At 36.9% G+C, this 20,293-nt stretch carries 21 protein-coding genes; 3 read left to right on the top strand and 18 right to left on the bottom strand.

What is annotated here, in order from left to right; genetic code table 11:
* Positions 1 to 20: 20 nt before the first annotated feature.
* The 3 genes from F3G70_RS03275 to F3G70_RS03285 all read right to left on the bottom strand — a co-directional run bounded on the left by F3G70_RS03275 (position 21) and on the right by F3G70_RS03285 (position 2,586).
* Entirely contained in the window at positions 21 to 1,193 is a 1,173-nt protein-coding gene (locus tag F3G70_RS03275) for an Ig-like domain-containing protein (protein ID WP_149731295.1), read from the bottom strand.
* A gap of 439 nt (positions 1,194 to 1,632) precedes the next feature.
* Positions 1,633 to 1,947, bottom strand: a complete 315-nt coding sequence (locus F3G70_RS03280) for a hypothetical protein (protein ID WP_223165991.1) — start codon at positions 1,945 to 1,947, stop codon at positions 1,633 to 1,635.
* A 15-nt stretch (positions 1,948 to 1,962) separates the two neighbouring features.
* The gene (locus tag F3G70_RS03285) at positions 1,963 to 2,586 is read right to left on the bottom strand and encodes a HEAT repeat domain-containing protein (protein ID WP_149731296.1); all 624 of its coding nucleotides are present in this window, start codon (positions 2,584 to 2,586) and stop codon (positions 1,963 to 1,965) included.
* Between the two features lie 84 nt (positions 2,587 to 2,670).
* Here F3G70_RS03285 and F3G70_RS12010 point away from each other — a divergent pair, with 84 nt between their 5' ends.
* Positions 2,671 to 2,835 (top strand): hypothetical protein, encoded by a 165-nt coding sequence (locus tag F3G70_RS12010; protein WP_188118059.1) that lies wholly within the window; start codon positions 2,671 to 2,673, stop codon positions 2,833 to 2,835.
* 1 nt (position 2,836) lies between these two features.
* Here the strand turns inward: F3G70_RS12010 and F3G70_RS03290 are convergent, their stop codons facing one another.
* On the bottom strand, positions 2,837 to 3,367 hold the full coding sequence (locus F3G70_RS03290) for a CDP-alcohol phosphatidyltransferase family protein (RefSeq protein ID WP_149731297.1): 531 nt from the start codon (positions 3,365 to 3,367) through the stop codon (positions 2,837 to 2,839).
* Between the two features lie 168 nt (positions 3,368 to 3,535).
* Between F3G70_RS03290 and F3G70_RS03295 the strand changes: the two genes are divergently transcribed.
* On the top strand, positions 3,536 to 4,924 hold the full coding sequence (locus F3G70_RS03295; RefSeq protein WP_149731298.1) for an MFS transporter: 1,389 nt from the start codon (positions 3,536 to 3,538) through the stop codon (positions 4,922 to 4,924).
* A gap of 2 nt (positions 4,925 to 4,926) precedes the next feature.
* On the opposite strand, the gene F3G70_RS03300 is transcribed toward F3G70_RS03295, so the two are convergent.
* From F3G70_RS03300 to F3G70_RS03335, 8 genes are all read right to left on the bottom strand, one after another.
* Positions 4,927 to 5,619 (bottom strand): class I SAM-dependent methyltransferase, encoded by a 693-nt coding sequence (locus tag F3G70_RS03300; RefSeq protein WP_149731299.1) that lies wholly within the window; start codon positions 5,617 to 5,619, stop codon positions 4,927 to 4,929.
* A 115-nt stretch (positions 5,620 to 5,734) separates the two neighbouring features.
* A complete protein-coding gene (locus tag F3G70_RS03305; RefSeq protein WP_149731300.1) occupies positions 5,735 to 6,580 on the bottom strand; it encodes a pyridoxamine kinase in 846 nt (281 codons plus the stop codon).
* A 200-nt stretch (positions 6,581 to 6,780) separates the two neighbouring features.
* Positions 6,781 to 7,050, bottom strand: coding sequence for a hypothetical protein (locus F3G70_RS03310; RefSeq protein ID WP_149731301.1), 270 nt, complete (start codon positions 7,048 to 7,050; stop codon positions 6,781 to 6,783).
* A 49-nt stretch (positions 7,051 to 7,099) separates the two neighbouring features.
* Complete coding sequence (locus tag F3G70_RS03315; protein WP_223165992.1) at positions 7,100 to 8,299, bottom strand: DegT/DnrJ/EryC1/StrS family aminotransferase; 1,200 nt, start codon at positions 8,297 to 8,299, stop codon at positions 7,100 to 7,102.
* A gap of 27 nt (positions 8,300 to 8,326) precedes the next feature.
* Complete coding sequence (locus F3G70_RS12235; RefSeq protein ID WP_223165993.1) at positions 8,327 to 9,352, bottom strand: DUF116 domain-containing protein; 1,026 nt, start codon at positions 9,350 to 9,352, stop codon at positions 8,327 to 8,329.
* Positions 9,353 to 9,979: a TetR/AcrR family transcriptional regulator gene (locus F3G70_RS03325; RefSeq protein WP_149731303.1), complete on the bottom strand. Its 627-nt coding sequence runs from the start codon at positions 9,977 to 9,979 to the stop codon at positions 9,353 to 9,355. It lies immediately after the preceding gene.
* A gap of 214 nt (positions 9,980 to 10,193) precedes the next feature.
* Entirely contained in the window at positions 10,194 to 11,132 is a 939-nt protein-coding gene (gene mtrH, locus F3G70_RS03330) for a tetrahydromethanopterin S-methyltransferase subunit H (protein ID WP_149731304.1), read from the bottom strand.
* A gap of 461 nt (positions 11,133 to 11,593) precedes the next feature.
* Positions 11,594 to 12,400: a hypothetical protein gene (locus F3G70_RS03335; RefSeq protein ID WP_149731305.1), complete on the bottom strand. Its 807-nt coding sequence runs from the start codon at positions 12,398 to 12,400 to the stop codon at positions 11,594 to 11,596.
* 111 nt (positions 12,401 to 12,511) lie between these two features.
* Here F3G70_RS03335 and F3G70_RS03340 point away from each other — a divergent pair, with 111 nt between their 5' ends.
* Positions 12,512 to 13,471: a PLP-dependent cysteine synthase family protein gene (locus F3G70_RS03340; protein ID WP_149731306.1), complete on the top strand. Its 960-nt coding sequence runs from the start codon at positions 12,512 to 12,514 to the stop codon at positions 13,469 to 13,471.
* Positions 13,472 to 13,499: 28 nt separating this feature from the next.
* Here the strand turns inward: F3G70_RS03340 and F3G70_RS03345 are convergent, their stop codons facing one another.
* The 6 genes from F3G70_RS03345 to F3G70_RS03370 all read right to left on the bottom strand — a co-directional run bounded on the left by F3G70_RS03345 (position 13,500) and on the right by F3G70_RS03370 (position 20,124).
* A complete protein-coding gene (locus F3G70_RS03345) occupies positions 13,500 to 13,829 on the bottom strand; it encodes a hypothetical protein (RefSeq protein ID WP_149731307.1) in 330 nt (109 codons plus the stop codon).
* A 434-nt stretch (positions 13,830 to 14,263) separates the two neighbouring features.
* A complete protein-coding gene (locus F3G70_RS03350) occupies positions 14,264 to 14,953 on the bottom strand; it encodes a DUF11 domain-containing protein (RefSeq protein WP_149731308.1) in 690 nt (229 codons plus the stop codon).
* A gap of 358 nt (positions 14,954 to 15,311) precedes the next feature.
* On the bottom strand, positions 15,312 to 15,968 hold the full coding sequence (locus F3G70_RS03355; protein WP_223165994.1) for a DUF11 domain-containing protein: 657 nt from the start codon (positions 15,966 to 15,968) through the stop codon (positions 15,312 to 15,314).
* A 347-nt stretch (positions 15,969 to 16,315) separates the two neighbouring features.
* Positions 16,316 to 16,498, bottom strand: a complete 183-nt coding sequence (locus F3G70_RS03360; RefSeq protein WP_149731310.1) for a MarR family transcriptional regulator — start codon at positions 16,496 to 16,498, stop codon at positions 16,316 to 16,318.
* Positions 16,499 to 16,537: 39 nt separating this feature from the next.
* Positions 16,538 to 16,771: a hypothetical protein gene (locus F3G70_RS03365; protein ID WP_149731311.1), complete on the bottom strand. Its 234-nt coding sequence runs from the start codon at positions 16,769 to 16,771 to the stop codon at positions 16,538 to 16,540.
* Positions 16,772 to 17,046: 275 nt separating this feature from the next.
* Positions 17,047 to 20,124 carry a hypothetical protein gene (locus F3G70_RS03370; protein WP_149731312.1) on the bottom strand — a complete coding sequence of 1,026 codons (3,078 nt, stop codon included), beginning with the start codon at positions 20,122 to 20,124 and terminating at the stop codon, positions 17,047 to 17,049.
* Positions 20,125 to 20,293: the final 169 nt, after the last annotated feature.

A 20,293-nucleotide genomic window follows, 5' to 3' on the forward strand; every position in this document is an offset into this window, starting at 1 on the left:
TTTATTACTCTTTTTTTAATTTAAACGCTTGTAATGCGAATATTATTGCCCATTGACAAATCACCATACATGGAAGTTATTATATATTCCCCGGGCATCAATCGAATATTTAATCTGGCCGTTCCGTTCTCATCGGTTGTTCTTTGATAGAAAACTCCGTTAACGTTAAATGTGACGTTTACACCGACTATCGCATTTCCCTTTCCATCAATAAGCCTTGCCTGAAATTGGCTTCCGTCCATATAAGACATTGACAAATCCGATGCGATTATAGTGGGCAGGACAGTGATTGAATTAGAAAGCCTGCAGTTTTCATACTCTGCAGTTATTATATACGTGCCCGGAATCAGATTGATGTTCAATTTGGCATATCCGGTTGAATTTGAAACCCTCTGATAGAAAACGCCATTGATATTAAAGGTAACCGTCTTATTGGCCACAGGTTTTCCCATATCATCAAGCAGCCTGACAGTATACTGGGTATCGTTTTTGAAATACTTCACAATGTCTTTGTTTTGATCCATATTTGGCAAGATAATGATTTTTGAAGCCTTATTCGTCCTGGATACAGGATTGTATGAGGTTATCGTATATTCACCCGGCTGCAGATTGATATTAATTTTTGCAACGCCATACTCATTGGTTGTCCTTGAATATTTAAGCCCGTTAATCAGAAAGGTTATTTGAGCATTTTTGATACGATTATCATAATTGTCATAGAAAGTGGCTTGAAACGTAGCCGGATTTCCAAAAACCTTCTTTAAATCGCACTGCATTATGGTAGGGTCTTTGATGCAAAGTTTTAACTTCAAACGAAAGTCATCTGAAATATGTGCCTTGTATAATTCACTGTCATTGAAGTTATTATCTCCATCATAGGATTCAGCAAATTGTAAACTATTATAATACAGACTTTGTATCAGTGCCTGAGCAGGTTGACTATTTTGAAGCCCAATCATAAAGCTCTCATCATAGACCTGAGGATTATTGCGAATGATAATTCCTTGTATAGTATCATAATCTATTGTATTTTGATTGGATACGTCATCTCCTTCGTTTTCATCAGCCAATATGGACGTTTCATTATTTTGAAAATCAGCTTTAAAATCTGTAGTATTGTCCTCTGCATGAATAGCTGACAATGACAGCAGCAAAATCATGAAAATCACTGACGTTAAGATAACCTTTTTCATTTTAATCCCCGATATATTGAAACTTATGAAAAGTTGTACCACTTAAACGTACTTTTCAATCAACTTTGTTTTAAATATTTTATCTGAACTTGTTATTAAATATTTTGGAAAAATGTCGAAAAATATGACTTGAATAGCTATTTAAAGATTTTTACAAAGAGTTAACCACTGGATAAAAATTAAGAATAATGTTAAAAAATGTTGCAATGAAAATGAAATAAAAAACCTGAAATCATTAAGTTTGTGGTTATGGTGTTGATGATAATTCCAGATTAATTATATTTTTAAAAACCTCCGTTTTGATAAGCTCGGGCTATCACATAAGAGGGTTCATAGAAAGCACTGCAGTTATAATTGTCTATCACCTCGCATATGTCATCATTATATACCCTTATAATGCCGTCAACATAATCTTCTTTGGATGATAAGGTATTTATAATTAAACGACAATATACTGCGCCCATATCAAGGGGCGTTGGAATGATTGGAGCAAGTTCCGTATCAACAGAAGTAATATCATAATTTCCTTTTCAAGTTCATAGTCATTAATCCAATCTGATTCTACTTTCAGAGGATTTTCACAATGCAATACTTCCGCACAGCTGATCAGGTGATATAGTCCATCTCTTCCAATTGTATTTACAACATATTTATTTTTTTGTTTTATATGTCTTGCCACTCTTTCTATCATGTAACATATAAAGTATAAATCATTGATTTTAATGTCTTCATCTGGAAAATATTTATTTTTCATAATAGTTCACTTCCCTTACATGTTAATGTTTAAAGCGTTATTCGTTATTCTAACCGCACCGGCACAGTGTACTCGGACGGCCGGATGCTCGTCGTTTTTGGAAATCCATTCCAATTTAGTTAAAAACGGCTTTACGCAATCGGGCTTTCGCTTTCCGACAACACGAAACATTTCAGGCGCTTCAATACGGACTTTTTCTGAAGAATCATTTATCATATCATAAAAGATTTCCAGCTTGTCGCAGAAGAGTTCGGGAGAAGTCGTGGCTATATTTTCGCATGCCCAGACAAATGCGTGCCTGACGTTTCCGGATTCATCATCACGCATTTCCATTAATCTGTTCATATATGAAATGACAAGATTCTTATCGGCCCTGCCTATCCTTCCGAGGGCATTAAGTGATCTTTCACGCAGCTTAGGGTTTTCATCTTCCATAAAAAAAGCAATCTCATCAACATGGCTTTCCATTTCCAAGGGATATTTAAGTCCCATCTCTCCCAGAAGCCATAATGCCTTTGCCTTTACGGTATCTGAATAGCCATCATCAAGTTTGGATGCAACCTCATCGATATTGTCTTTCCAGTATTCCTTGCTCTTAGTCAATTGCCTTAATTGGTTAATTATCTCCTTATCATTCATATTCTTTCCACAATAATATTTTATTTTAAAAAGCTTTAAATATTTTCAAAAATTATATTAACAAGTTAATAACAATCATTATTCATGAAAATCTTATTCAACTGTCCGAGATGCGGTTCCGTTGTCGGATACAACCAATTGTGGTGTGAAGGATGTGGATTTCAGCTGGATATTGAAGGATACAGTAGCTGGGAAGAGGCAACGGAAGAAAAAAAGGACGATGACTGCTATTGGGATGATGACTTCTAGGCTAAAAATCAATCAGGCCTCTGCAATCGGGATTGAAGTATCTGCTTTTAATGACAATAATCAGCTCCTCCAGTGAAGCCAGCGTAGCTACAAAACAGATTACGTTTAAAATCACTTCTGATGAAATCAAAAGTAGCAAAAATGGAAGCAGAATCAAAAGCGCACCTGTCAGCTTGTTGAGATAGCTGTGAATAAATGCCAGCTCATTGAACTTCAGATAACCTATCAAAACAGATATTATCCTGATTGCGAAAATAGCCAGAATCCATGAAATTATGAAATAGTTAAACTTCAAAACCGGAAGCAATACTATCAGGAATGATAAAAAGAATACTATATCTGCCAGTGAATCCAGTTTTGCTCCCAAATCGCTTTTATAACCCATGTTTTTAGCCAGATATCCGTCAGCGACATCGCTTAAGCCGCAGATTATGAAAATTATGAAAAAATTCAGGGATAAAGGTTCGCAAAATAGCATCAAAAGCGACAGGACAATTCTTGATATCGTAATGTAGTTGGCTAAATTCCTCATTTTACATCCCTTTAAAACCTAATTAATATGTAAAAGTGTACAATATTATATTTAATCAATTATCTATTTAAAACTAAAGATTAGCTGATTAAGAAAGTATTAATAACCTTATAAAACACAGTAATAATATAGGATTTTAATTGAATATAATAATAAAGTTGAATAATTATGCAGAAAAAATATTTGGATACAAAAACGAGAAACCTGATACTCATTTTGTTTTTGGTGGGCGTATTCATGGGATGTCTTGATACGGGCATTATCGGTCCGGTATTGCCTTCTATCGAGCAGAGCTATCACCTTACAAGCAGGGAATCAAGCTGGATATTCACACTGTTCGTAATCTTTTTCATGATTGGTTCCCCGATTATGGCAAAGTTTTCCGACTTTTACGGAAGAAAACAGATTTTCATCCTTGACGTGATCCTTTTCGGCATCGGATCTGCCCTGATTGCACTCTCATTCAATATCGAGTCAATACTTTTGGGAAGAATAATACAGGGTTTCGGCTGCGGAGGACTATTCCCGGTAGCCGGAGCGTTTGTAGGGGATGCCTTTCCATTGGAAGAGCGAGGAAAGGCCTTGGGAATTCTTGGAAGCGTATTTGGAATTTCGGCAATCGGAGGTCCTCTTGTTGGAGCCGCATTAATACCATTCGGCTGGAACTGGTGCTTTACAATCAATATCCCCATAAGCATAATTCTCGTAATACTTTCAATCAAAATCCTTCCGGATCTGGAAAACAAAAGAAAGCTGTCAATAGATTATCTTGGAATCATTGTTTTAATCCTGCTTTCGGTATTTCTGGCTTACGGGCTTAACCAGATTGATTCAAGCAATTTCATCAATAGCTTACTCTCCATTAATGTCGCTCCGTTTCTGGTGATGTTTATAATTTTAATCCTAATATTCTTTAAAGTGGAAAAGAGAGCTGAAGAGTCAATCGTGCCTATTCATATGCTTAAAAACAGGGACATAAGCATTGCATGCGTTGAAACTCTGTGCTACGGTATCATATACTCCTCTGTGATATTTGTTCCTTCTCTTGTAATCCTTTCAATGGGCCTTAACGACCAGCTGGCAAGCCTTATGCTGATTCCTATTCTGGGAGCCAATGCCGTTGCGGCACCGATTCTTGGAAAAATCCTTGACTCAACCGGTTCACGAACAATCATGGCTGTCGGAACATTTATTTTAGCCATTGGCCTTGCAGTCATTGCACTTTATCCTAGAAATCTAATACTATTTATCGTTGCAGGCTGTGTTATCGGAGTCGGCATGGTAACGATTATCGGAGCTCCCCTAAGATACATTGTCTTAAGCGAAGCCAAGCCTTACGAAAGGGGTGCAGGCCAGGCTATCGTAAATATGCTTTCAAGCGCAGGGCAACTGATAGGCGGAGCCCTTATCGGCGGAATAATAGCGTCATTTACAGGAATTTTAGGCTATCAGATAAGCCTCATATTATCTTCAATAGTGGCCATTATCGCGTTTTTATTCACGTTAAAGTTGAAAAACCGCAACGAGCAGATTGCAACCATGAAAGAAAACCAATAGGGCTATTTTACTGCAGTAACCGTCACCCACTGGACGAACTTGTCTGAAAATGAGATGTTGGAGTAGTCATCGTCGACTCTTCTTTCCTCACCCTTTGACTTTATGATTTCCTGCTTGTTTTTGGCATCTCTTAGATAAGCAGTTATCTCATTATAATCGTTATTTTCAAGAAATGAGCTGATTTCATCGTCGGTGTACATTTCCATGTCTATGAAGTGATTCCAGAATCTCATTACCAGACTGTCTGATCCGTTTGTTTCCATACCTATTAAAAATGTTCCGCCGGGCTTTAGCACCCTTCTTACTTCGCCGAATGATTTTTCGATATCCGGCCAGAAATAGACGGTTTCGAATGCGGTTACTATATCAAAGCTATCATCATCAAAGGGCAGTGCCGCAACGTTTCCCTCAAGCACTTCAACCTTGCCCTGACGGATATTGTCCTCATTCACTTGCCTTGAGAGCTTTACGCTTTCTATGCTGTAGTCTACGCCATATACCTTTTTGGCCTTTTCAGACATTCTTTTGATGTTCATTCCGCCTCCGCAGCCTATATCAAGTATTACATCATCCTCTTTTATCTTTAAATGCTTTAGTCCCCATAATGATACGGGAGTGTGTTCCTTGTTCATTGATTTAAGCTGCATGTTTCCCAGTTTACCCTGAGGTTTTCTCATGTTATCGAAAAATCCCATAAAAATCACATTTTGAATTATTTGCTTTTTTCAAGCACTGTTAATAGATATATGTTTATGATATAAATATTTTTAGGTATGCCTAAATTTTTAAAATTTTGAAAAAAATAATGGATTAATATGAATCCAATAATTCCTTCAAGTCCAAAATGACCTGTTCGAACTTTACACCGTATTTATGGTCTTCGTCACCCACTGTCTTTTCAATTGCCATTTTGGTGAACTCACCGGCAATTTTTGCAGCCGCAGCTGGAGATTTGCCGTTCATGGTTGAGCCGACAAATGATGATGCGAAAACGTCCCCGGTTCCGTGGGAAGCGTAATCAATCCTGTCATTGTAGACGATTTCAGTTGATGAATCTTGCTTATTCTTGACAATCATTCCCAGCTTGCCTTCCTCGGCGGTGTCCCCTTTAAGGACAACATACCTTTTGGTGAATGCCTGAAGCTCATCGGCCATTTCAAGCATTTCTTCCCTTGTGAATTCCTCTTTCCATTCCTTATGCAATAAGTAACAGGCTTCAGTTGTGTTTGGAAGCACATAATCTCCCAGCTTACAGAGCTCTCCCATCTTGTCTGCAAATTCCTGGTCGAATCCATTGTAGAACTCACCGTTGTCCGCCATGGCCGGATCGACAAATACCAGTCCGTCAGGCTTAAGTCTTGAATCGATAATATCCTTAATGTAATCCAATTGTTCTTTTGAAGCTATAAAACCTGTATAAATTGCATCAAAGTATATTCCTTCCTTTTCCCAGTGTTTTCTGATTTCCGGAAGGTCTTCCGTTAAGTCCCTGACTGTGAAATCAGTGAATCCTGCAGTATGCGTGGAGAGAACTGCAGAAGGTAAAATTGCCGTTTCTATTCCGAAAGCTGATACAATCGGAAGCGCAACTGTTATTGAACACTGCCCATAACAGGATATGTCCTGAATAGTTAAAATCTTAATAGTTTCACTCATTTTTTCAACCTAAAATCTATTTTTCTTTAAATATCTAGTAATAATTTATATCAGGTGTTATTTATAGTTTTGTTGTATTAAATAGTACATTTTGAAAGGAAATTCATTATTAAGCATTTTTAAACATTAATTTTTATGAATTTTAATAAACGCCAAAATTTCATTGTCTAAAAATAGAATAGTCAATTTTCAAAAAACCATTATCCATAGTGCTCACCGACCCATCCCTGATTGACGTCGGGATTTTCGTCTTCACAGTAGTCCTCATCATCATATGAAGGCTCAAAGCGGTGCATGCCGTGATTATGGCAATAATGGCACACCCATAACTCCCCATTATAGTCAAAAAGGGTTTCGCAGTTCTCGCAGCGGTAAAAGCCCTCGCCCATATCCATGTTTGAGCAGAATGGACAATCAAATTCCACGTCATCCTCGTCTATTTCCTCATCGCACATCGGGCATCTAATCATTAATATCACCAGCCAATTATTTTTTAATCAATAAAAAATCGTTAAATGTTCAGTATTCCTCCAATATCTCCAGCAGATTGCCTATAATGTAGTCGGCTTCCTCATCGGTTAACGTGGAATATAACGGGAGAGTTATTTCATTTACAAATTGAGCGTAAGCGTTCGGATAGTCTTTAATGTCAAATCCAAGATTTTTATATGCGGTAAGCATTGGAAGGGGCTTGTAATGGACATTAGTAGCTATTCCCCTTTCACCCATTTTCTCAATGATTTCATTTCTATCTTCAAGTGAAACGTCCTTAATGCGCGCTAAATACAGATGGCCGGATGATTTGAAGTTCTCTGAGACATGTTTCGGCGTGATTACTCTTGTATCTTTAAACCCTCCATCATACTTTCTAATGATTTCATGCCTCCTTTCAAGGAGTTTTTCGTACCTGTTAAGCTGTGCAAGTCCAATGCTTGCTTGAATGTCAGTCATGTTACATTTGTATCCCGGAAGGAGAACGTCATATTCCCATGATCCGTTGTTGGCTTTTTCAAGGGCGTCCCTTGTCTGGCCGTGAAGGGAAAGAACCTGCAATTGCTTATATATTTTATCTGAATTTAATTCATCATGGCTTCTCCATGTTACGGCTCCTCCTTCAGCGGTTGTGAGGTTTTTAACCGCATGGAATGAAAAGCATGTGAAATCAGCAAGGTTTCCTGCAGTTTTACCTTTTTTAACTGCACCGAATGCGTGGGAAGAGTCTGCCAAAACGATAATCCTGCCAAAGGCTTTCTGAATATCATTATCTGCCTTAAAGAGTTCCCTTTTATCCTCGACTATTTCAAAAATCCTTTCGTAATCGCACAGGATTCCTGCGATGTCAACGGGGATGATGACTTTAGTCCTCTCCGTAATCGCTTCAGCCATTTTATCGTAATCCATTTCTTTTGAATCGATTTGGCTGTCAACCATTACCGGCGTTGCCCCCACATGACAGATTACGCTGCAGGTTGCGGTGTAGGTATATGCCGGAAGAATTACCTCATCGCCCTTACCGATGCCCAACATCCTCAGAGTCATCTCCAGTGAAGATGTTGCGGAGCTTAGACACACTGTCCTGTCGCTTCCACAGTATTCTGTGATTTTTCGTTCGAATTCCTTTGTTTTAGGTCCGGTTGTAATCCAGCCTGACTTCAGCGATTCAATTACTTCATTTATCTCCTCATCACTGATGTCAGGCGGTGAAAAAGCTATATTCATAATCCACACTTCCAGTTAATTTCTAGATTATATCTTCTTTTTAAGCTCACTATCATTGATTTTTCCGTAAATATCCTCCTTCAGCCAGTGGCTTTTGCATGCGACGTGGTCCAATAAAATGCACTGAGGCGGAATCGAAAGGTTTGAAGCCTTCCATCCTCCGGAAATCAGATTCAATACGCAGGTTATTCCTACAATGCCAAGTTCATCCTTGTCCTCCTTTCTTGCTCCCTTGAATGCGGTGGATTCGTGTGAGATGATATAGACTTCACAGTCCGGATAATCCTTAGTAATCTTATATACGTTGCATTTTGGGTTGCAGAATGTGCAGACGTCACCCAGGCGGTCTTCCTTTGCCCTGCAATTCTTATTGTTCGAATTCATGCATGATGGAAGAAGTATTGCCTTTCTTTGTCTTTTCACGTAATCCGGCCTGTACATCCTGTTCATTATCTCAGCTCCAAGCATGTTTAAATGATACTCAAGCTCATGTCCATGGTAAAATATGACGTCTTCCTCCATCAGATGGCTACTACCATTGTTTTTGAGGTATTCGTCGAGGTTGGATGTATATTCGCCCAAGTATTTTCCGCTTGTTCTGCAGAACCATTTCGTTAACTCAAGACAGTCGCCCAGATCATGTGAAAAGTTCCTGAAATGGGGAATCTGGTCCATATAGTCTCCCGTTGCTTCAAGAAAATTGATTAACATGTCAAGGTTTTGTGAAGTTAACTCCTCGTCGTTTTTCTGAAACGGCCTGAAAAGAAATTTAGTTAACAGCTTGCCTCGCAATTCATCGATGAATATCTTGTCTTCGGGAAATGCCCTTCTGTACTCCGCCAGATTGGCCAGGGCATGATGGATGTTGCTGTTTAAATCAAGAGCTGTCGTTCCGTAAAGATACCAGTAAACGCCAATGCACAATGCCTCCAATGATTCCTCATCGCTTTTGAAATTGAACTTTTCTGTATAATCGAGAAATTCATCTGCAAAATCGCTGACCTTTGCATAATACTCACCGTTCAGCTCATAGGGAAATGTTAGTTCATCCATCTATTTCACCTTCACGCAGTCAAGGAGGAATTTCGCATGATTTTCCGCTTCATCAAAGAAATTGTCCAGTGAGCTTTGAGGTATATCGTCATATTTAGCGCATAATTCAAGAAGCAGGTAAATCGGAAAGCTGTAGTACTCTTTTGCCAGAAGCTTCGGATTGCAGTCGGCTCTGATTATTCCCTTTTCCTTAAGGATTGTGAAAAAACCGTTCCAGAACACCAATGGCTTTACAAGTATCTCGTTTTGGAAAAACAGTCGTATGTTTTCATTGTAGTGCATCTGAATGAAAATCAGCTTCCAGATTTTAAGGTTTCTCTCTTCCGAAAGCATGTCCTTAATGGCTTCAGAGCCCTGATGATAGAATAGTTCAGGGTTTTCAAGGAGTATCTCGTTGTCTGCCGTTAAAAGCAAGTCCTTGCTGTTTAAAAGTTCATCGTATTTGAAAAGGTCAGTGAAGTATTCGAAAATGTCCATCAGTATTGCTTCTTTTGAAGAGTAATGGCTGTATATTGAGCTTTTTTTGATTCCAACTTCTTCTGCAATTTCTCTAAGTGAAACTGAGTCATATCCTTTTTTTGAAAACAGATCGAGTGATACGTCAAATATCTTTTCTTTAGTGTTCATAGTTACCTACCTACCGTTCGTTAGGTATACTATTTAGCTGATAATATATAAAAGTTACGAAGGATATGAAAAAAAATTAATTAATTGAGCACTGGATGTTTGGCGTATCCAGTGCTACTTGGATTTATTTACTTATGTTAAGATTTGTTTAATACCATTTTCATGATATCACAAACAAATTATTAGAGGTTGAAAAAATAGGCTAATTTTGATATTAAACCAGTTTGTTCATAGGATGGAAATCTACAGGGTCCGTTCCCAAAGGTTTAGCGGCTTCAGAAATGAACATGTCAGTTTGTGCAACAGCAGGAAAAGCGATTTTTGCGTTTTCAATCGGTCCGAAAAGAACAAAATCGCCGGCGCACATGACCTGTACAATATTTGCACCGATATCACAAACAGTGAATGCAATCTTATTTCCTTCTTTCTTATAGTCCCTCAGCCAGTCCCAAGCTGAAGGAACATTGTGAATTCCCGATCCTACAGGATAACCCCATTTTGCCTTTTCGGCAAAGGAAGTTCTTGCAGCGATTCCCGCACCCTGACCTAAAGGCGTTACGGCGGTGTCCATCATAAATCGATCTATTCCACAATCGGCAGCAACTTCAAGTAAACCCTTTTCATATGCGCCGTCATCACCGTTTTCCCACATGTTCATCTTTCCTTCAACGGTAGCGTTCATAGGATTGAATCCCAAAATGATGGAAGCGGAGATATTTGTTTCTGCAAGCGCTTCGAGTTCTGATTTATCTGCTGCCATGTTAATTGAGTTATAGATAGCTCTTTCAGTTAATCCAACTTCATCAGCATACTGCGCACCGGCAACTCTTGCTTCACCTGACGTTGAATCTATAAGGAAAGGCGCGTCGCATATTTCACCGATATATTCAATATATTTTGGAAGAGCTTCTACAGTTTGTCCAAAAACCTGAACAATGTATGGGTTGCCTGTTACATCTGAAATTGATGCCATATCATTAACCAACTCTTCGGCTCTGCTTTTGTCAAAGTCACCGGTCAGTTCATCGCTAATGATATTGTGGCCTCCATAGAAAATAGTACCCGCCAAAACGGTTGGATATTCACCCGGTTGTCCACCCATTTTGACTCCTGCGAAATCAAAGACTTCCTGTTCTTTATCAAATTTAAACATATAATATTAACCTCTGTATTTTAGACTTAACTTATTCAAATCAACTTAAATTTAAATAAAGTTAAGCTAATAAATAATTTGATTTAATAGTATTTAAACTTAACTATACAGTATTCAGTAAAAATAAATATTTATTAGAAACTGTTTAAATAATTAAAATATTATTATAATATTTTTAAATAAAGAATTATTTAAAATAAATCAAAGGCAATTGAAAATAGTTGATTATTGCTTTATTTTACTGAAATAATCAGAATAAAATCAGAATAAACGATTAATCATAATTAATCATGATTATAAAATTCGATTGCAGCACAGGAAACGAAATCAAAAAGCAATGATGCAAATTCAATGAAATGACCTATAACCAAAATAAAACAATGAAAAATTTTGTTTGAATATTATAAAACAAATTATTTTTAAAAAGGAGTGCCTAAAATGTATATAAAAAATACAATAGATTATTCGTTGTTTTCCTTAATCAATTCCTCAAGTTTATCCAGCTTGTCATTAATCTCTTTAATCTCGCTTTTATAATGATTGATTAGAATTCCTGATGCTAAAGTTGCAGTACCGACACCTGAGAGAAGATAACCTCCCCAAACCAGGAAAATTGAGTCTATTTTACCGGGTATGGAATTGCCCAAAACGGTGTAGCCGTTACTTGTAAATGCGTTGGAAACCATGACAAGGGAATTCAAAGGATTGACGCCTTCGGAAAACTGCGTAATGAAAAAACTGATAAAGATAATGGCAAACAGCAAAATAATAGTTATTCCCAAACCGTTGGAAGACGTATACTCCCTGAATTTATCATAGTATACCTTAATGAAGTATATAAGAACCGGAACATGAATTAAATCCACTATTCCAATAAGGGTATTTGAAAACAGAAAGAAAGTTAAAGAACCGTAAGGAATCAGAAGGATTAAAATGATCCTGTTTTTCCAGGAGGACTTGTCCAATTTGATGGCAAGATAAAGTGAAAGTAGAATGTCGAAAATTACAAAATAATATAAATCGTTTGAAATGAAAACCACGGTATATAATATGTCCATGAATAACAAGCCCATCATTATCAGGTAAGATATCTGCCTTAAGGAATGGATTTCCTCTTCCGGGAAATATTCTTTCAAATCAAAGACCTTATATTCCTTTACATGAAGTCTTTTAAAAACAAAACCTAAAATGAACATCATAAGAAGAAAAACAACCATTTCAAGGACATACAGTAAAATTTCTGAAAACAAATCCATCCCAAATACCATGATTAAATATCTATTCCATAATCATAATATAATTTTCGAGCAATTCAAAAAATATTTTAAAAGAATATGACAAAAATAATAATGTTATATTATTGAATTGGTTGGAATCTTATGAATATAGAAAAATTAGTTGGAAATACACCGGCAATCAGGATTGATTATGAATACGAGGGAAAAACAGGAAGTATTTACACCAAACTTGAATATTACAATTACACTGGAAGCATCAAAGACAGAATGGCCTTATACATTATCCAAAATGAAAGGGAAAACGGAAATTTAAAAGAAGGTCAGGCCATTGTGGAAGTTACAAGCGGAAATACGGGAATTTCCTTCAGCGCATTCGGTGCCCTATACGGCCATGAAGTTCATATTTTCATGCCTGACTGGGTATCCCTTGAGAGAAGAAAGATCATTGAAATGTACGGCGCACAAGTCCATCTTGTATCCAAAGAGGAAGGGGGATTCAAAAAGGCCCTTGAACTTGCAGAGGAATTTGCCAATGATATTGATGCATACAGACCACTACAATTTGATAATGAACTGAATCCTCAGGCCCAGTACAACACCACAGGCCAGGAAATCATTGACGCGATACCGGACGTCAACGCTTTCGTTTCAGGAATAGGAACCGGCGGAACGCTGATGGGAATAGGCAAAAGATTAAAGGACAACAATCCCGAATCCAAAATAATCGCCCTCGAGCCTTCAACACTCTCCATCCTTAAAATGGGAATGATTGAGGGAAGCCACATGATTGAAGGAATCGGAGACGACTTCATTCCGGGAATTGTACATGAGAATTTGATTGACGATATCGTGCTTATTCACGATTTGGATGCAATCAACATGTCCAAAAGAATAGCCAAGGAATTCGGCTTGGGCATAGGCATTTCAAGCGGCGCTAATTTCCTTGCAAGCGTTTTGGTGGATAATGATGATTTAAAAATAGCTACGGTCTTTCCTGATGACAATAAAAAATACATAACCACAAAACTCTCTGAAAAGGTGGATGAAAATCCTGATTTGCTTTCAAACAGAGTTAAGCTTATAGGTTTTGAAGTTATTTAAAAATAATTACTTTATACAAAATAATAAATTAAAGCATTCTGCGTATTCCATCGAGATTGTCCTCAATGAATTGCCTATACTTCGGATTGGCCAGAACCTTGTATTGCCTTTTTTTAGAGCGCAGATAGGCTTCATGCATTATGTCCTGCAGCTCCTGAACCTCACTTGCAAGGATTATATCCAGCTTGCTTTTCTGATCTGCAGTCAAGTCATCCATATATCCCTGAATTATCGGCTTGAACTTTGAAACCAGATTGGTGTTTCGCCTGGCCAGTTTTTCAAGCAGGAATGATGGCGCCATCGTAAAAAGCCTTTCATATTCCTTAACGTCACTGTATGTAATCTTGTCTTTGCTCATCAGTTATTAATTTATCAGTACTAAGATTTAAAATTTTAGAAAATTTAGGCATACCTAAAAATTTATATATCATAAAGAATCAATATTAAAACAGGAATAAAACTAAGGAGGCAAAACATGATTATCGGAATAGAACAACTTAAAGAAAAGCTTAAAGAAAAAGAAGAATCACAATCAGAAAATTAATTTTCTATTTTTTTTTAAAAATCGTATTCAATTCAAAGCAGTAAGATCTTATTATAAACGTATTTTCCAAACAAATACCTGATGAAACACGTGCATTAAACCATCATTGATTCATGCACTTAGTATTTTACACAAAAACCATACAAAACAAATGAAAAACCGCATCAGATGCAATTCTTCATCGCCTTATAAAGCCTTTAATTATAAAAACTTTAAGAACCGCAATGTAATCGTTTTAGACAACACATTTATAATTTCTTTCTCTTACCTCCGATACCAATTAACGTCAGCACGGCAAATAATGCGACAGCCACAGGATTTCCCGCAGCAGGCAATGATTGACTAATAGCTTTTGCGGAAGAATCACTTTGAGAATGATTTCCCGTATCATTGCCGGAAGTGCCGTTCTTTGATCCCCATTCAATCAAAACGTTATTGTTTGACAAGTCCGGATCAAAGGTTTCACTCATTATTTCCGCCCCAATATAGTAATATTGTTGTCCCGAAGCAATTGGCATCACATTTATAAACAATCCAGTAGAATCACTACTATCTAAATCCCCTATATACCAAATACCATATTCAGAATCGAATTCACCTGTGAAAGCGTATGAATCGTAATAGCGTAGATTGTCGGATAGCTTAATGGTTACCCATGCGTTTACCGCTATATCCGTGCCGTTATTATACGCGAATATCAACCATCTTGATGAATCTTCGGTTTCTGAAACTTTCGTGACTTCAACACCCACATCTGCCGAATAATCATCTTCTGTAGGTATATTTGATTCAGCTAGAGCGATACTGTCTTCCTGGGAATCTATGGACAATAATTCCTGATTATCATCAATTTCAACCTCTTCAGCGCTTACAGCACCCAAGGTTAAGGACAATGCAAGAATTAATAAAAAAATTCCCAGTGTTGAATTAATATCCATGCATATCACTTCAAAACTTTTTTTGAATCAAATAGAAATTTTTTTACTATACTATAAAATCAACATATGATTTTATATTAAGTATTTATTATTTTCATTACATATAAAGTTAATACCTCTTTTTGACAAAAAAGCATCAATTTTCAATATTTTAAGATTAAAAAAAGAAAAATTAAAAAAATGGCGGAAAAACAAAATCCCTCTAATAGTAACATTGACAAATGTGGGAATCATCAATGCAATAATTATGTAAATTTTTAAATTTTAAAAATCATAAACAACAATAAAATCTTTCGACTGTTATTGCCAATTATAACCTTTAAACTTTAAAAACTTATTTAAGTCTATAAGATTGAATTTAGAATAATCTTCTAATTCCACCTACACCAACTGCAACTAAAGCGAGTAATGCCATAGCTAACGGGTTACCGGTTGCAGGTAATGTTTCTTCAGCAGCGGAAGCGACTGATTCTAATCCCATGTAAGCAATGTCATAATTGTTGCCTAAGAAAGGATCGAAAGTGTCACTTTTAATTGCTGCATCTACGAAATATGGACCTTTATCAATAGGTAACATTTCGATTAATAATTCGGCATATGACATGGCAGGCATGTCTCCAAGATACCAAATTCCTTTTTCATAGTCAAATTCACCGCCAGTACCAGCAAAATCTACACATACTAAATTATCAGAACAATCTAATTGTACGTAAGCATTTTTAGCTGTATCTGGACCATAATTATATGCGAAAACACTCCAAACGGTATCGTTTTCAGAATAGAATAATGGGGTAACAATTACGCCAACATCGGCTAATTCCACACCTGGCGGAACGCCTGGGCCAGCGACATCGCCACCAGCGGCTTGACCTTCTTCATCGACAGGAGCCTCTTCGACAGGAGCCTCTTCGACGACTACATTATCATCAGCTGCTAAAACATCTGATGCACCGTCGGTTGCAACATCTTCAGCACTAACAAAACCTAATGTCAAAGATAATGCAAGGACTAACATTAAAATCCCAAAAATTGATTTTCTTTTCATATTTTTCACATCAAAACAATTTTTATAAAATCAATTTTGAATTCACACATGCACAAAATCAACAATTAGATTTTATGATAATAGTATATTTTTAATTGTATATAAAATATACTAATTTGCTTTTAAATGTATGAAAATGATGTAAAAAATATATTTACTCAGTTTTTATTCAACATTATTTAAAATAACTGAATAATGTTTAAAGCGTTAAATCAAGCGAAAATGTGTTTAAAATAATATAAATTGTTAATAAGTTGCTGTTAAAAAAAAGAATGAATTTCAATAGAAATTCAAAAAAATTAAAGTTGGCCGAAAAGCTATTTTTCAGCTAAAGTCCAGTAACATCTCTTAGGTGAAACGATTGTATCGTCCTTTTTCAATTCCTTCATGATTTTGTCGACTTCCTTTTTGTCAACGCCTGAGATTTCACTGACCTTTTTGGCGTTTAAAGGTTCTTCAGAACTTCTGAATGCTTCAATAACTTTTTCCTTGTCATCCATTAATATCACCTTTAAGTAATAATTTATGGATATTTATATTTAATAATTTTCGATTAGAATTTCGTTAATGACCCTTTTTATCAGGATACTAGATATCATCAATGCGAAATCCATGCCAAAAAATATCCAAAAGAGATAATCGGCTATCCTATAGGCCAGACTATCACTATTGAAGATGGCCGTTACGATAAGGGATACAACCATCAAGGCGATAGCGGCAGCTTCCAGCATCAGCATCTTCCCGCTGATTCTATCGTAAAATTCAAACAACATTTTATTTTTCCTCTTTTTTAAAGAATTTTTCCTAATTGCACATCAGAAAATAATCTATATTTTCAATGCGGTAATAGAGCATACAGATTAGCAAATCATTCGCAAAGTATGGTGATGAAAAATGCATGGACATTCCTCCTTTTGATAGGAATACTATGGATTTTATTCTATTTAACCTTAACTGAATTGTCCTGACTCCTACAAATTGTTCTCACTCCTAAGAATTGTCGTGACTGATACATAGTATTTAAACTTGTCGTTAGGCAGAGAACAGTCTATGCCAATGTCTTGAATGCATTCTTCATGTACTGGAAGAGTTCGGGATCCTCTTCCTTTGAAACCTTATAGGCCTTTTTGGACCTTCTGATGATTTTCGTAACCATATTCATGTCAACCTTTTCCTCATCATTCAAATCAATATACCTTACATCCTTATTTTCGATTATTCCATGTTTTTTCCAGATTTCAAACTCATTTTTGCCCAAATCCTTTTTGAGCTTTATAAGCATTCTGTTCTTATATAATCCCAGGTTAATGCCCCTGTTGAATGCGGCTTTCCTTGGAATTACAATGGACAAGTCAAAGCATATGGAAAACTCCTCAAAGCGTTCGTCACCTTTTTTGCCCTTGAAATACCAGTCATAAACCTCCTCAAGAGAAATGTTTGCGGCGCTGGCAAGGCTCGTTCCCTTGCTTCTGGGCTTAAGCATCGCATCAAGCATCAAATCGAGCCTTCCGTTAAGGATGCTGTCGGAAATTGCCTCTTCATTTTCCTCGAATTCCTCCTCAGAGAGGTTAGAATTCTTCAATGCGATGCGCCTTGGCTTTTTCATCAGAATATCCGTTATGAAGATATTGATTTTCAAATCAAGATACTTTTCATAGAACTCCCTGTATCGCTCGTCACCGTCCTTTCCCATCTGATAGCATTCCTCAAGCTCGGATGAGGTGAAATTGGAATTCTTAAGGGCTTTCTTATAGTCCTTGTTTTCAACCTCCTCCAAAAAGACTTCAAGCTGCCTTGAAACGACTTCGCCATAATAGATTTCAGCTATTTCACCGAAGAGACCGGAATCATTCAATCCTTTCTCAATATAGTCATTGATGTCTTTTACAGCTATATCATAAGTATCTGAGATTTCCATTTTGGATTTTCCCTCATTAAATCCTTGCCTTATCAGCTTCACTTCCGATTCGATGACCCTATCCTTAAATTTCGCGAAAAGATCAACTTCCGGATGCTTCATCCAGTATGTGACGGCGGTATTTGTCAGGCCGATGTTTTTGGATGATTCGCCCTTGTTGTTTCCCTTAAGACGATAAGCAATGTATTTATCCATCAAAAGCGTTGTTGCGGTAAGATAAAACTGCGAAGGATCGTTTCTTGAAAGAAAGCTCCTTTCCTCCTTTGTATACCAGTCGTTGAATTCCTTATGGGAAATTCTGGACTTTACGATGGCGTTGAAAAAGTCATTGCCCCTGAGATATCTTAAAAATACCCTTTTCTTGTTTTCAACGTGCTCAATATCATATTTTCGATGAAAGGAGCTGCCTATTATTCTGCTTGAATCATAAAGCTCTTTGAATTCATCATAGCTCATGTCATTTTCATTCAGGATATCATCAAGGCTCTTATCATTTCTTAAACCATCTATTATCAGGTCTCTTTTTTCAAGCTCATCATCGATTTCCTTTGCTTTTTTCATAAAATCGCTGAAAAATATCTGATTATCGTAACTGCTCCAGGATTCGAAAATGTCACGGGGGACTTTTATTTCCTTAAGGATATCCTCACAGGAGAGCCCCTTCTTTCTTAAATCGAGATACTTGTCCATCAGGATTTGCGTAACGTCCAGATAGAACCTTGAATTTTCAACTTCACCATCGAAATACCATCTGTGAAACTCCTTTTTGGCAATCCTGGCCTTTCTAAGTGCATCCGTCAGATTATCCCTTTTAAGGTATTTTAAAATCATGACCTGCCTTTTTTCAACGTATTCCCTCATGAATGACCTGTAAAAGGAATCATTGTTCTTTTTGCTTTCACCATAGATTTCCTTAAACTCATCGGAGGTCATATCAACTGAAGCGATTGCCTGGATTAATGTTTTGTTTCTGGAAAGCTCATCTATAATCAGGATCTTTTTGACGTTTAATATTTCGTCTGAAAGCTCTCCGTCAATGTAGTAATCCATCCAGAAGTCATAGATTTCAGGAGTGACGTTAAGCTTTTGTTTGATTTTTTCCTCATCAAAGCAGCCTTTTTTAATTTCAGATAAATAATCCTCAATTAACAGTTCGTTGAAGTTAATGAAAGCGTCATTGAGCTCGCCGCACATGAATGCGTTCTTTTCATTGCAGAACCACTCAAGAACGTCATCATAGCTGATTGAAGCAAAATCAATGCTCGTTTTTATATCCTCCAGATTAATGATGGACCTTTCAAACACACGTATTAATCTGTCATTAACGAGATTGTGAAACTCGACAAATGGTTCATGACCTTTAAGGCCTTTGTGATATTCCGGAGTCCTTTTAATCTCTCTAGGCGTAAGTTCGTCATTGTAGAACTTGTTGATTAAAATTGAAATTTCAATGTAGCTGTTGATTTGGGATAAGTATTCATCGAAAACATCGTTGTTGAAGCTGAAAAACTCACCCATTTTCCAGACGAGGTTTTCCTTGGTCAGATCCATAATTAATGACAGCGCATAGCTTTCGGGTATCCCATATTCAATAAGGTCCCTTTTCGTGAACTCATTGTTCTTGCCGAAGGTGTTTCTGAGGCTGATGTAATAGTTGGCGTTTTCTATCTTGGAGTTGCATCTTTCGCACATGTTGGAATCACTGTTTTCATTTTTATCGCCGCATATTATGCAGTTTGGAAAATGAAATTCCTTAAAGCTTCTCGTTTCAATGTTGTTCATCTTGGGAGGCCTGTATGAGGGAATTCCAATGTACTTGTTGTAGTTTTCATTATAGTCCCTGTAGTACTTCTTAGCGATGTAGTAGAGCTTCTGATGCAGGTCAAGGGCAATGTAGAATTCCTGTTCAATGTCCTTGTAGTTGTTGTGGATTTCGCTTCTCAGGCTGTAAGCGTTCTGCAGCTTCTTTTTGTATACGTAGGATATTTCACCTGAACGGTACAGCTTATCGATTTTCTTGTAGAAAGGCACCTTGAAGTTTTCCTTTTTGCAGTCTGAGCGATTGTAAATGTCATCTACCAGAAGTTCCAGAAACGTCGTTGCGTCTGCCGTAACCGCCCTTGGAGAAGTCTGGACATCATCCTCCAGGCGCACGCCTATCTTGTATAAGTCATTGTTGAAGGTCTTTAAAAAATCAAAATTGCTCATATTAATCTACCCTGTTTTTTGATTTGTTGTATTAATGTGTAGCATATATTTAAATATGGTCAATATATAAGTTTTTTGTGTTGTCCAAGAACAATTTAACCTCATTTTTGAATATAACCTGATTAGAGCAATATTTTAAAAAGCAGGTAAAAAGCAATTTCAGAAAAAA

It is taken from the genome of Methanobrevibacter millerae (genome assembly GCF_900103415.1).
Classification (GTDB): Archaea; Methanobacteriota; Methanobacteria; order Methanobacteriales; family Methanobacteriaceae; genus Methanocatella; species Methanocatella millerae.

Coding starts and splice junctions, on each gene's coding strand:
- F3G70_RS03305 (WP_149731300.1), bottom strand. CDS start 6,580: ATGAGTGAAACTATTAAGATTTTAACTATTCAGGACATATCCTGTTAT.
- F3G70_RS03285 (WP_149731296.1), bottom strand. CDS start 2,586: ATGAATGATAAGGAGATAATTAACCAATTAAGGCAATTGACTAAGAGC.
- F3G70_RS03315 (WP_223165992.1), bottom strand. CDS start 8,299: ATGAATATAGCTTTTTCACCGCCTGACATCAGTGATGAGGAGATAAAT.
- F3G70_RS03280 (WP_223165991.1), bottom strand. CDS start 1,947: ATGAAAAATAAATATTTTCCAGATGAAGACATTAAAATCAATGATTTA.
- F3G70_RS03370 (WP_149731312.1), bottom strand. CDS start 20,124: ATGAGCAATTTTGATTTTTTAAAGACCTTCAACAATGACTTATACAAG.
- F3G70_RS03335 (WP_149731305.1), bottom strand. CDS start 12,400: ATGGTATTTGGGATGGATTTGTTTTCAGAAATTTTACTGTATGTCCTT.
- F3G70_RS03350 (WP_149731308.1), bottom strand. CDS start 14,953: ATGGATATTAATTCAACACTGGGAATTTTTTTATTAATTCTTGCATTG.
- F3G70_RS03360 (WP_149731310.1), bottom strand. CDS start 16,498: ATGGATGACAAGGAAAAAGTTATTGAAGCATTCAGAAGTTCTGAAGAA.
- F3G70_RS03295 (WP_149731298.1), top strand. CDS start 3,536: ATGCAGAAAAAATATTTGGATACAAAAACGAGAAACCTGATACTCATT.
- F3G70_RS03340 (WP_149731306.1), top strand. CDS start 12,512: ATGAATATAGAAAAATTAGTTGGAAATACACCGGCAATCAGGATTGAT.
- F3G70_RS03290 (WP_149731297.1), bottom strand. CDS start 3,367: ATGAGGAATTTAGCCAACTACATTACGATATCAAGAATTGTCCTGTCG.
- F3G70_RS03310 (WP_149731301.1), bottom strand. CDS start 7,050: ATGATTAGATGCCCGATGTGCGATGAGGAAATAGACGAGGATGACGTG.
- F3G70_RS03325 (WP_149731303.1), bottom strand. CDS start 9,979: ATGAACACTAAAGAAAAGATATTTGACGTATCACTCGATCTGTTTTCA.
- mtrH (WP_149731304.1), bottom strand. CDS start 11,132: ATGTTTAAATTTGATAAAGAACAGGAAGTCTTTGATTTCGCAGGAGTC.
- F3G70_RS12235 (WP_223165993.1), bottom strand. CDS start 9,352: ATGGATGAACTAACATTTCCCTATGAGCTGAACGGTGAGTATTATGCA.
- F3G70_RS12010 (WP_188118059.1), top strand. CDS start 2,671: ATGAAAATCTTATTCAACTGTCCGAGATGCGGTTCCGTTGTCGGATAC.
- F3G70_RS03300 (WP_149731299.1), bottom strand. CDS start 5,619: ATGGGATTTTTCGATAACATGAGAAAACCTCAGGGTAAACTGGGAAAC.
- F3G70_RS03275 (WP_149731295.1), bottom strand. CDS start 1,193: ATGAAAAAGGTTATCTTAACGTCAGTGATTTTCATGATTTTGCTGCTG.
- F3G70_RS03355 (WP_223165994.1), bottom strand. CDS start 15,968: ATGTTAGTCCTTGCATTATCTTTGACATTAGGTTTTGTTAGTGCTGAA.
- F3G70_RS03365 (WP_149731311.1), bottom strand. CDS start 16,771: ATGTTGTTTGAATTTTACGATAGAATCAGCGGGAAGATGCTGATGCTG.
- F3G70_RS03345 (WP_149731307.1), bottom strand. CDS start 13,829: ATGAGCAAAGACAAGATTACATACAGTGACGTTAAGGAATATGAAAGG.